Here is a 10,491-nt window from a genome sequence, read left to right as displayed (position 1 = left end):
GGCAAGATCCTCCGACCCGTGCGGCCTGCCGATCTTGACTTTCGAGCCGCGAAATCCCTTCGCCTTGGCGGCCAGCGCATCGTCGACCAGCGCCTGCGTCTCGATGTGCAGCCAACCGCCTTCGGTGGTGTAAAGCGGACAACGATCCTTGGCGCCGCCGGCCAGTTTCCACAAAGGCAGGTTTTGCTTCTTGGCCCGCAGATCCCAGAGTGCTGTATCGATGGCGGCGATCGCGATGGCGGTGATGGCACCGATGGTCGTGGCATGGGTGGCGAATTCGAGATCGTGCCAGATCGCCTCGATCATGTCGGGATCGCGGCCGATCAGGCGCGGCACCAGATGGTCCGAGAGCAGCCGCATCACCGACGAACCGCCGGTGCCGATCGTGTAGCTGTAACCGGTGCCGACCGCACCGTCGGAATCGGTGATCGTGACGATCGGCGTTTCCTGACTGACGAAGCTCTGGATCGCGTCGGTGCGCTTGACCTTGGGCACAAGGTCCACCATGCAAAGGTCGACTTTCTCGATTCTGGCCATGCCGATCAGCTCCGCAGTGTCTTTCCGGTCTCAGTGGCAAACAGATGCGCCTGCGACATGTCGAGGCTCATGGCGACCCGCTCGCCCGGCCGCAGTGGCCTCGGGTTCAGCATGCGCGACACCCAGTCCGTGCCGTTGAATTCAACGAACACCAGCGTCTCGTTGCCGAGCGGTTCGGTGACCGTGATCGGCAGCTCGATCTGGTGGACATCGGCCGCGCCACCGGAACTGATGCCATGGCCGGTCGGGTAGATGTCGTCCGGCCGCAGCCCGAACACCACCTTGTCGCCGGTCGTGACATTGGCCTTGAACTGAGCGGGCAGCGGCAGCCTTTCGCCGCTGGCGAAAACCATCTGGCCGTCATCGATCGTCGCCTCGTGCAGATTCATCGGCGGTGAGCCAATGAAGCCGGCGACGAAGCGCGTCGCGGGCCGCCGGAACACCTCGTCGGGCGTGCCGACCTGTTCGATATGACCGTCGCGCATGATGACGATGCGATCGGCAAGCGTCATCGCCTCGACCTGGTCGTGGGTGACGTAGATCACTGTCGACTGCACCTTGGCATGCAGCTTCTTGATCTCGGTGCGCATCTGCGTGCGCAATTTGGCGTCGAGATTGGAAAGCGGTTCGTCGAACAGAAACACATCGGGGTCGCGCACGATGGCGCGGCCCATCGCGACGCGCTGGCGCTGACCGCCGGACAGTTGCGACGGGCGGCGGTCGAGCAACGTGTCGAGGCCGAGGATGGCCGAGGCCTCGGCGACGCGGCGGTCCATGTCTTCTTTGGCGGCGCCGGCGATCTTCAGGGAGAAGCCGAGATTCTCGCGCACCGTCATGTGCGGATAGAGCGCATAGGATTGGAACACCATCGAGATGTTGCGCGAGCGTGGCGGCAAATCGTTGACGATGCGTCCGCCGATCTCGATCGAGCCGGCGCTGATTTCCTCCAGCCCGGCGATCATGCGCAGCGTCGTCGACTTGCCGCAGCCGGACGGGCCGACCAGCGCAATGAACTCGCGGTCGGCAATGTCGAGATCGATGCCGTGCACGATCCCAATAGTGCCGTAGCGCTTGGTCAGCTTGGTGAGGGTAACGGTTGCCATGGGATCAGCCTTTCACCGCGCCGGAGGTCAGGCCGCCGACAAGGTGTTTCTGGACTATGTAGGTGAGGGTGAGCGCCGGGATGATCATCACCACGGCCAGCGCGCACATGCCGCGCCAATCGATGGTGAACTCGGCCGTGTAGTCGAGCAGGCCGACCGGCAGCGTCTTGGCGCTCACCGAGCGGGTCAGCTGCGAGGCCAGCGCGAACTCGTTCCAGCAGGTCAGGAAGGCGAAGATCGCGGCCGACGCAATGCCCGGTCCGGCGAGCGGAAACTCGACCTGCCAGAACGCCTGCCAGCGGGTGCAGCCATCGATCTGCGCTGCTTCCGCGAGGTCCTTGGGCACCTGGCGGAAGAAGCCGTCGATCAGCCAGATGGTGAACGGCACGTTGAGCGCGACATAGGCGAGGATCAGCCCGAAATGGGTGTCGATGATGCCGAGCCGCACATAGAGGAAGAACAGCGGCAGCGAGAGCGCGATGCCCGGCACGGTGCGCGTCAGCATCAGGCCGAGGAAGACGCTCGATTTACCGCGAAAACGATAGCGGGCGAACGCATAGCCGCCTGCCATGCCGATGGCCACCGCAATCACCGTCGAGGTCACCGAGATGATCAGCGAGTTGCGGAAATATTCAATCACCGGGATGCCGCCCTTGCCGATGCCTGAGAACATCGCGACATAGGCGTCGAACGAAATCTCCTGTGGGATCCACACCGGTGGCTTTGCCATGATCTCGACCGTCGGCCGCAGCGACGACAGCACGATCCACAGGCCCGGCAGGCAGATGGTCAGCATCGCCAGGAACAGGCCGATGCGATAGATGATGCCGAGCAGCCGGCGCTTCAGGCGGGCGGAAGAATTCTCGTCCATCTTCACCACTCCGCACCGATCTGCGTGCGCGCCGCGGCGAGCTTGTTGAAGAAGTAGACGGTGAAGGCGATCGACAGCAGGATCGAAAAATAGGCCATGGCGTTGGCCATGCCCATGCGCCCGTCGCTGTAGGCGGTGCGGGCCACCAAGGTCCATAGCAGTTCGGTGCGGCCAGCCGGTCCGCCATCGGTCATGATCTTGACGATGTCATAGGCGCGCGCCACGTCGAGCGAACGGATGGTCATGGCGATGTAGGCGAAGGGCATGACGAATGGCCACGTCACATAGCGGAATGTCTGCCACGGCGTGCAGCCGTCGACCCGCGCCGCCTCGATCGGCTCCTTGGGCATGGCGAGCAGGCCGGCGAGGATCAGGATGGCGAAGATCGCCGTCGACGACCAGATCTCGGCGATCGAGATGGCGATGAAGGCGAGATGGCCCTCGATCAGCCACGGTATGGCGTCTCGCGTGATGCCGAGCGACTGCAGCGCATTGTTCACCAGGCCGATATTGTCGTTGAACATGAACTTGAATTGGAAGCCGACCAGGATCGGCGAGAACATCATCGGAAACATCATCAGCGTGCGCAGGATGCGCTGGCCGCGCGTCGCCTTCTCGACCAGCATGGCGAGGCCGAGCCCGAGCAGCATTTCGAGATTGAGCGCGATGGTCAGCAGCAGAACCGTGCGGCCGAAGGCCCACCAGAAGTCGGTGTTGGACAGGATCGAAAGATAGTTCCGGATGCCGATGAAGACGTAGAACGTTTCGGGCCGCGTCAGGCGGAACGGGGTGAAGCTCGAATAGAGCGACAGAAGCAGCGGCACCACCACCACCGCCGCCAGCACGATCATGGCCGGAAGCAGCAGCAGGAATGGCGCGGATGGCTTGAAGCCCTTCATCAGAATCCTTGAGTGTTTGTATTTGGACGGCGGTGCGTTGGCTGGGCGCGAAGGGTTAGCGTAAACCGCTGGCATCCCGCGCAACGCGATCGCCTCCCCCATTGCTGATGGGGGAGGCAGCCCTGGGAGCCGTTGCTAGAGCTTGCCGGCGTCCTGGAGGATTTGTGTCGCCTTGGCGGCGGCTTCATCCAGTGCCTGCTTCGAGGTCTTGTCGCCGAGGATCGCCGCCTGCAGCTCGGGATAGACGGCGTTCGAGATCTCGATCCATTCAGGCGTCTGCGGCACGGCGAAGGCGTGCTTGGCCTCTTCCTGGAAAGCGGTAAGAACCTCCTTCTTGTAAGGATCGTTTTCGGCCTGCTTCAGGTCCCAGTCCCAGACCGCGGTGCGGGTCGGCAGCGGACCGGCGGCGGCCTCGAGCTTCTGGCTGTCCTCGTTGGTCAGCCACCAAACCAGGGAAGCCGCGGCCTCCTTGTTCGGGCAGTTCTCGGTCACCGAGAAGCCATGGAAGCCGGACCAGCCGGTGCGCTTGCCGGACGAACCCTTCGGCGCGACTTTGACGCCGACATTGCCGGCGACCTTCGACGACTTCGGATCGTTGAAGAAGCCGGCCCAGCCCGGCCAATCCAGGTTGATGGCGACAGTGCCGGACGCAAAGCCTTGGCCGAGATCGTCCCAGAGATAGTTGGTGGTGCCGGCCGGCACGGCCTTGGCCTTGTAGAGGTTGACGAACCAGTCGAGCGCCCGGATGCCGGCCTCGGAGTTGAAGACCGGCTTGCCGTCCTTGTCGAGATATTCGCCGCCCTCGGCGACGACCATCTCGTAGAAGCGGCCGTTGATCGCCTCTTCCTTGCCGGCGAACTGGGTGCCGTAGAAATTGGGCGGGTTGGCGAAGAACTCGGCCTGGTCGGTGACTTCCTTCCAGGTGTCCGGCGGCACCAGATCATAGCCGTATTTCGCCTTGAACTTGGTCTTGTTGTCGGCGTTCTCGTACAGGCTCTTCTGGTAGTAGAGCGCCGAAACGTCGAACTGCGCGCGCGGCAGCATCTCCAGCTTGCCGTCGATGGTAGCCGACTTGATGGTCGACGGCACGAAGGCGTCGATCTCTTCCTTCGGCAGCAACTTGCTGAGGTCGGTGTAGAGGCCGGTATATTGCGGCGCGAAGGAGGAATGGTTCCAGCCGACGCACCAGTTGGTGCTGCCCGAGGCGATGTCGGACTTGAGCTCCTTGTCGATATCGAAGCCGTTCTTCTTGGTCAGGATGTTGACCTTGGCGCCAGTCGCCTTCTCCCATTCCGGGATCCGTTCGTAGAGCTTTTCATATTGCTGGCCGCCGATCAGCTTCACGTCGACGGTCACGCCTTCGAACTTGCCGGGCAGGTCGCCGGCAAGGGCTGCGCCTGCACCAAATGCAAGCAACAATGCACCGGCGGAGACGCCGGAAAGCAGTCTGTTCATTGGTATCCTCCCTGGGTGCGCCTTGGCCGGCGACCGCAACTCGTCTGATGACAAGAAGTGCTACATTCATATACAAACAAAACATTCATAGACACGTCAAGGCGAAATTTGTTTCCGCCGCGCACGTTCCTGCGTATATGACGGGCGAAATTCACTGGAGGATGAGCCCATGGACGACAGCGAAGACGAGCGCTATCGCGCACCGGCGCTCGACAAGGGGCTCGATATCCTTGAACTGCTGGCGGGCGTCGACGGTGGCCTGACCCAGGCCGAAATCGCCAAGAAACTCGACCGCAGTCCCAACGAATTCTATCGCATGCTGGACCGGCTGGTGCGGCGTGGCTACGTCACGCGCCTCGACGGCGACCGCTATTCGCTGACGCTCAAGCTGTTCGGCCTGGCACAGCTGCACGCGCCGGTACGGCGGCTGGTCTCCTATGCGACGCCGCTGATGCGTGAGCTTGCCGAGACATCGCAGCAGGCCAACCAACTCGTTGTTTTTGATCGTGGTTCTGCCGTCGTCATCGGTCAGCAGGAAGCACCGAACTACTGGGGCATATCGATCCGGGTCGGCTCCCATATCAGTCTATTCGATACTGGCTCGGGACATGTGCTGCTCGCCTTCCGCTCACCGGAAGAGCGCCAGATGATGATTTCCGAACACGTCCGCAGCACCGACAAGACGGCACAATCGAGCGAGTTCTTCACCCGTCTCGACCAGATCCGCGACCGTGGCTACGAGATGATGGCTTCGATGCAGACAGCCGGCGTCTTCAACCTGTCGGCCCCGGTGCGCAGTTCCGACGGCAAGGCGATCGCCGCGCTGTCGATTCCCTACATCACGGTGGTCAACGCGCCTTCCGCACCCGATATCACCAGGACAATCGAACTGTTGCTGGCAACGTGTGAAAAGCTGTCGCACCTTGCTGGATCAGCAGTCGGCTCATCGGTGTGAATTCTTATTTGAATGAAGAATTCTCTCGTGAGATGATTTGAAAAGCCAGAGGGAGGAGCCTCGCCATGATCATCGACACCCATCTTCACCTCATCGATCGCTCGGCCCTGCGCTATCCCTGGCTCGCCGGCGTGCCGGCGCTCAACCGCGATTTCTCTTATGAAGACTACGCGACGGAGGCGCAGCGTGTCGGCGTCGAGCGCGTGCTGCATATGGAGGTCGATGTCGATCCGGCCGACATCGAAGCCGAGACGGCTCGTGTGGAAGGACTGTCACGGCAGCCCGGCAGCATGCTGGCCGGGGTGATCGCGTCCTGCCGTCCTGAGGAAGGAGACTTCGCGGCCTATCTCGAACGGCAGCGGGCAAACCCGTTCGTAAAGGGCTTTCGCCGCGTCCTTCATGTCGCGCCCGACGAGCTCTCGGAAGGTGCGGTGTTCCGCGACAGCATCAAGCGGCTTGGCGGCACCGGCCTGACCTTCGATCTCGTCGTGCTGCCGCACCAGATTCCCAAGGCTATCGTGCTTGCCGACCTGGCACCCGATGTGACGTTCGTCCTCGACCATTGCGGCGTGCCCGACATCAAGGGCAACAGGGAACATCCATGGCGCGAGCATATGAGCGAGATCGCCCGGCGCCCGAATGTCATGGCCAAGATTTCCGGTGTCGTCGCCTATGCCGATGCCGGCAGCTGGACGGTCGAGACGTTGCGGCCGTACGTCGAGCACACCATCAATTCATTCGGCTGGGACCGCGTCGTCTGGGGCAGCGACTGGCCGGTCTGCACGCTAGGCGGCGGCCTGTCGACCTGGGTGGCGGCGACCCATGCATTGCTCTCGGGCTGCAGCATTGCCGAGCGCGACAGGCTGTTGTCCGGCAATGCCCGCAAGCTGTGGCGGCTCGACTGACAGGTCCTTTCAGATGGTTGCCGAGACGTGCCGTTCGCGGCCATAGAGCGAAACCAGCAGCACGATGACGAAGCCGAGCGCGGCCTGCACTGCCGCGGGCTGGAAGCCGAGGCCGATGAGCAGCGTGTTGATCTCGGTCAGCACCAGCACGCCGGCGATCGTGCCGAGATAGCTGCCCCGGCCGCCGACCAGTGCTGCGCCGCCGACGACGACCGCTGCGATGGTCTGGAACAGATAGGGCTGGCCGACATCGCCATAGGCCGAGCCGGTGAAGCCGAGCAGCAGCACGCCCGCGACAGCGGCGAAGAAGGCGCTTGCTGCATAGGTGATGACCCACATGCGAACCGGGTCGATCAGCGCCAGCGGCGCCGCTCCCGGATTGCTGCCCAACGCATAGAGCCGGCGGCCATAGGGCGTCCGCTCCAGCACCAGCACGACCAGCGCCGCCAGCACGACCAGGCTCGGCACCAGCCACGGCACCGGCAGCGGGCCGGCCGATCCGCCGATCGAGACGAAGCTGGAAACCGCTTGTGGCGCGGAGCCTGACGGGAAGCCGGCTGTCCACAGCAGCACCAGCCCTTGCACGACCATGCCGATGCCGAGCGTGACGATGAGCGGCTGGATGTCGAGGCTGCGCGAGATCAGCCCGTTCAGCCCGCCGATGACGAGCGCCAGCGCGCCGACCAGGCCGCAGACGAGAAAAAAGTTCCAGCCATCGCCATAAAGCTGCGCAGCCACGACATTGGCAAAGCCGATGACGAAGGGGATCGAAAGGTCAATGCCGCCCATGATGACGACCAGCGTCTGGCCAATCGAGGCCACGGCGAGCAGCGAGGCGAGCACCAGCATGGCCCGTATCGCAAACGGCGCCGAGTAGCCGGGAATGAGAATTGTGCCGGCAAGGTGCAGAAGGGCGGCGACGCAGAAGGCGCCGACGACACGGGCGTTGGTTGTCGCGAAGAGGTTTTGGCGCAAAACCATGTCAGCGTCTCCCCATGGCAAGACGTTCCTGCAGCGCTGTCAGCATCACCGCCAGCACCAGGATCGCGCCGTAGGCGATCTGCAGCACGAAGGTCGAGACGTTGAACGTCGTCAGCACGCTCTGCAGCAGGAAGATGTCGATGGCGCCGATGGCGGCACCCGCCACGCCACCACGGCCGCCGGCCAGGCTGACGCCGCCGAGCGCTACGGCGGCGATGGCGATCAGCGTGTAGGTCGGCCCTATGTTGGGGTCGGCGGAGCCGATCAGCGCGGTCAGCATCAGCCCGGCGCATCCGCCGAGGATGCCGGTCATGACATAGGCGATGAAGCGCACGCGCGTGACATCGACACCGGCGGTGTAGGCGGCGCGGTCGTCGCTGCCGACCGCCATAAGCTGGTCGTAGTATGGTGTGCGCCGCACCAGCCACCAGGCAATGAACATCAGTGCCAGCGGCAGCATCGACAGCGGGCCGGACAGCGCCTTAAGCCAGGCCGGCGCTGGGCCGATCGGCGCCGGCAGGATTGTCAGCGTCACGCCGGTCAGGATCAGATAGGTGCCGAGCGTGGCGACGATCGGCTGAATGCGCACGATTGTCGCCAGGAAGCCGTTCGCCGCGCCCACCAGCGCGCCGACGAGCAACGCCGCCGGAACGAGCACCAAGGGCGACGAGATGCCGGTGCCGAGGAACAGCACCTGGATCGTCAAAGCGTTGACAAAGCCCATCAATGGCCCAACCGAGATGTCGATTCCGCCACGCCCGGCGAGGATGACAGGCGTGGAGGCGATGGCAGCACCGATCAAGGGCGCCGCCAATCCGACCAGCGCCCCCCAGGAACCCGGCTGGAATCGTCCCGGGCTGAGGATGAGATTGACCGCAAGCAGCACGACCAGCAGCACGACGGCGAAGCCGAAATTTCGCCCAAGGGACAGGAGGCGCGCAACAGGGCTCATGCCGCACGTCCGAACATGGCTGATATCACGCCGTCGGTGGTGAGGGCGTTGCCGGCGATCTCGGCCGCGACTTCATTCTCACGGAACACCAGCACGCGCTGGCACAGGAGAAGAATCTCCTCGATTTCGCTGGACAGGATGACGAGCCCCATGCCGTCGGCCGCCAGCCCGCGAAACACGTCGTAGAGAACATGCCGCGTCGCCACGTCGACGCCACGCGTCGGATCGTTGAGGAGCAGGATCGCGGGCTCCAGCGCCAAGGCCCGCGCCAGCAGCACCTTCTGCTGGTTGCCGCCCGACAAAGTGGTGATCGTGGCATCGGGCCGGGGTGCGGCGATTGACAGTTTTTCGCGGTAGATGTCGTAGCGCGCCTTGCGCGCCGCCGGGCTGATCAGGCCGAGCCGTGTGTCGCGCGACAGAGTCGAAACGGCGAAGTTGTCGAGCACCGACTGCGTCGGGAAAATGCCGTTGGCGCGTCGGTCGCGCGGCAAATAGGCGATGCCGCTGGCGACAGCCTTGCGAAACCCGGTGATCTTACGGGACGCATCCGATGCACCGAGCTCGATCGAGCCGCCATGCGGCGGTTCCAGGCCAGCAAGCATCTTGAGAAACAGCTCCTGGCCATGACCATCGAGGCCGGCAAGCCCGACGATCTCACCCGGAGCGATTGCCTGCGTGATCGGGCTGGCGCCGGGCGCGATGACGAGTTCGCGAACGGCAAGACCACCAAAATCGAGAGCGGTGCGATCAGCCATGCGCAAGCTCCGCGGCGGTACGTGGCGCCATTGTCTTGAGAAGCTCAGCCGGCGTCGAAGCGCCGCGCTCTTCGGTGCGCACCACGCTGCCGCCCCGCAGGATCGAGATGCGATCCGAAAGCGACATCACCTCGTCCATGCGGTGGGTGATGAACAGGATCAGGCAGCCCTCGCCGGCAAGCGCACGCATCAACGAAACAACGGATTCGCGATCGGCGAAGTCGAGCGCGGCGGTGACCTCGTCGAGGATCAGGATCTTTGGGTTGCGCACGATCGCGCGAGCAAGGACGACCAATTGCTGCGCGGCGAGCGGCAGCAGGCCGGCTGGCATGTCGAGAGGGACGTCGGTGACCGCGAAGCGCTTAAGCGCAGCTTTCGCCCGGTCACGGCGCTCGTTGCGGGGCACAGCGCGCCGGACCAGCCCGTCGAGGCCGAGCAGGATGTTGTCGGTCACGCTGCGATCCGGCGCGATCAGCACCTCCTGGAACACCGTGGCGAAGCCTTGCGCCTGGAAGGCCGAGGGGTTGGCGCCCGAGAACGGCTTGCCGTGCAGGAGGATCGCGCCGCTGTCCGGCTGGACGATGCCGGACAACAGCTTGACCATCGTGCTCTTGCCCGAACCGTTCTCGCCCAGGATGGTGTGGATGGTTCCCGCCCGAAACGCGATCGATGCGTCCGCGAGCGCGATCGTCTCGCCATAGCGTTTGGATATGGTTTTGACTTCAAGCATGTCGCATTTCGATGCTGGCAGGCCGGCTCCCCGAAAGGAGCCGGCCTGTTGAGAGATTAGCAGGCGTCACTTTGCACAGGCATCGGGCACCTTCGAATAGTCCCAGCCCTTGGTTGGCGCCGGGTTCGAGAAATAGGCGTCGAGCCATTCCTCCGGCATCGGATCTTTCGGCGGGATCGGGAAGATAGACACGGCGTCCGTCGTCATGCAGTCCTTGTACCAGGCACCGAGATCGGCGGTGTGGACAGGCGGGATCGGGATCAGCAGCGTGTTCAGCTTCGGCTTCTGCCCGTCGAGCATGCGCTCGCCGACGCGGAACAGCGTCTGCGCGGTCCAATGCGGCAGCAC

The 10,491-nt window shown here is 63.7% G+C and carries 10 protein-coding genes and 2 pseudogenes; 2 read left to right on the top strand and 10 right to left on the bottom strand.

What is annotated here, in order from left to right; all coding sequences use genetic code 11:
• From EN994_RS06140 to EN994_RS06120, 5 genes and pseudogenes are all read right to left on the bottom strand, one after another.
• Positions 1 to 537, bottom strand: a pseudogene (locus EN994_RS06140) (mandelate racemase/muconate lactonizing enzyme family protein); the annotation flags it as partial.
• 5 nt (positions 538 to 542) lie between these two features.
• Positions 543 to 1,640 (bottom strand): sn-glycerol-3-phosphate ABC transporter ATP-binding protein UgpC, encoded by a 1,098-nt coding sequence (gene ugpC, locus EN994_RS06135; protein WP_063167542.1) that lies wholly within the window; start codon positions 1,638 to 1,640, stop codon positions 543 to 545.
• A gap of 4 nt (positions 1,641 to 1,644) precedes the next feature.
• Positions 1,645 to 2,511, bottom strand: coding sequence for a carbohydrate ABC transporter permease (locus EN994_RS06130; RefSeq protein ID WP_013533026.1), 867 nt, complete (start codon positions 2,509 to 2,511; stop codon positions 1,645 to 1,647).
• A 2-nt stretch (positions 2,512 to 2,513) separates the two neighbouring features.
• Positions 2,514 to 3,410: a sugar ABC transporter permease gene (locus EN994_RS06125; RefSeq protein WP_013533025.1), complete on the bottom strand. Its 897-nt coding sequence runs from the start codon at positions 3,408 to 3,410 to the stop codon at positions 2,514 to 2,516.
• Positions 3,411 to 3,545: 135 nt separating this feature from the next.
• Positions 3,546 to 4,865 carry a sugar ABC transporter substrate-binding protein gene (locus tag EN994_RS06120; protein ID WP_063167543.1) on the bottom strand — a complete coding sequence of 440 codons (1,320 nt, stop codon included), beginning with the start codon at positions 4,863 to 4,865 and terminating at the stop codon, positions 3,546 to 3,548.
• 169 nt (positions 4,866 to 5,034) lie between these two features.
• Between EN994_RS06120 and EN994_RS06115 the strand changes: the two genes are divergently transcribed.
• Both EN994_RS06115 and EN994_RS06110 read left to right on the top strand, forming a co-directional pair.
• Positions 5,035 to 5,820, top strand: a complete 786-nt coding sequence (locus EN994_RS06115) for an IclR family transcriptional regulator (protein ID WP_013533023.1) — start codon at positions 5,035 to 5,037, stop codon at positions 5,818 to 5,820.
• Positions 5,821 to 5,885: 65 nt separating this feature from the next.
• Positions 5,886 to 6,725 (top strand): amidohydrolase, encoded by an 840-nt coding sequence (locus tag EN994_RS06110; protein WP_063167544.1) that lies wholly within the window; start codon positions 5,886 to 5,888, stop codon positions 6,723 to 6,725.
• Positions 6,726 to 6,734: 9 nt separating this feature from the next.
• Here the strand turns inward: EN994_RS06110 and EN994_RS06105 are convergent, their stop codons facing one another.
• The 5 genes and pseudogenes from EN994_RS06105 to EN994_RS06085 form a co-directional block, all read right to left on the bottom strand.
• Positions 6,735 to 7,706, bottom strand: a complete 972-nt coding sequence (locus EN994_RS06105; RefSeq protein ID WP_013533021.1) for an ABC transporter permease — start codon at positions 7,704 to 7,706, stop codon at positions 6,735 to 6,737.
• A gap of 1 nt (position 7,707) precedes the next feature.
• Complete coding sequence (locus EN994_RS06100) at positions 7,708 to 8,658, bottom strand: ABC transporter permease (RefSeq protein WP_027163923.1); 951 nt, start codon at positions 8,656 to 8,658, stop codon at positions 7,708 to 7,710.
• Complete coding sequence (locus EN994_RS06095) at positions 8,655 to 9,413, bottom strand: ATP-binding cassette domain-containing protein (RefSeq protein WP_063167545.1); 759 nt, start codon at positions 9,411 to 9,413, stop codon at positions 8,655 to 8,657. The genes EN994_RS06100 and EN994_RS06095 overlap by 4 nt, the downstream gene beginning before the upstream one ends.
• On the bottom strand, positions 9,406 to 10,143 hold the full coding sequence (locus tag EN994_RS06090; protein ID WP_127307435.1) for an ATP-binding cassette domain-containing protein: 738 nt from the start codon (positions 10,141 to 10,143) through the stop codon (positions 9,406 to 9,408). Before EN994_RS06090 ends, EN994_RS06095 begins: the two co-directional genes overlap by 8 nt.
• 66 nt (positions 10,144 to 10,209) lie before the next feature.
• Positions 10,210 to 10,491, bottom strand: a pseudogene (locus EN994_RS06085) (ribose ABC transporter substrate-binding protein); the annotation flags it as partial.

Origin of the sequence: Mesorhizobium sp. M7A.F.Ca.CA.002.09.1.1 (assembly GCF_003998555.1) — a bacterium.
GTDB classification, from domain to species: Bacteria; Pseudomonadota; Alphaproteobacteria; order Rhizobiales; family Rhizobiaceae; genus Mesorhizobium; species Mesorhizobium ciceri.
This window is presented reverse-complemented; position numbering and strand designations above follow the sequence as displayed.

What these genes read in the sequence shown, in the direction of transcription:
- EN994_RS06125 (WP_013533025.1), bottom strand. Translation starts at nt 3,410, where the DNA reads ATGAAGGGCTTCAAGCCATCCGCGCCATTCCTGCTGCTGCTTCCGGCC.
- EN994_RS06130 (WP_013533026.1), bottom strand. Translation starts at nt 2,511, where the DNA reads ATGGACGAGAATTCTTCCGCCCGCCTGAAGCGCCGGCTGCTCGGCATC.
- EN994_RS06120 (WP_063167543.1), bottom strand. Translation starts at nt 4,865, where the DNA reads ATGAACAGACTGCTTTCCGGCGTCTCCGCCGGTGCATTGTTGCTTGCA.
- ugpC (WP_063167542.1), bottom strand. Translation starts at nt 1,640, where the DNA reads ATGGCAACCGTTACCCTCACCAAGCTGACCAAGCGCTACGGCACTATT.
- EN994_RS06115 (WP_013533023.1), top strand. Translation starts at nt 5,035, where the DNA reads ATGGACGACAGCGAAGACGAGCGCTATCGCGCACCGGCGCTCGACAAG.
- EN994_RS06095 (WP_063167545.1), bottom strand. Translation starts at nt 9,413, where the DNA reads ATGGCTGATCGCACCGCTCTCGATTTTGGTGGTCTTGCCGTTCGCGAA.
- EN994_RS06105 (WP_013533021.1), bottom strand. Translation starts at nt 7,706, where the DNA reads ATGGTTTTGCGCCAAAACCTCTTCGCGACAACCAACGCCCGTGTCGTC.
- EN994_RS06090 (WP_127307435.1), bottom strand. Translation starts at nt 10,143, where the DNA reads ATGCTTGAAGTCAAAACCATATCCAAACGCTATGGCGAGACGATCGCG.
- EN994_RS06100 (WP_027163923.1), bottom strand. Translation starts at nt 8,658, where the DNA reads ATGAGCCCTGTTGCGCGCCTCCTGTCCCTTGGGCGAAATTTCGGCTTC.
- EN994_RS06110 (WP_063167544.1), top strand. Translation starts at nt 5,886, where the DNA reads ATGATCATCGACACCCATCTTCACCTCATCGATCGCTCGGCCCTGCGC.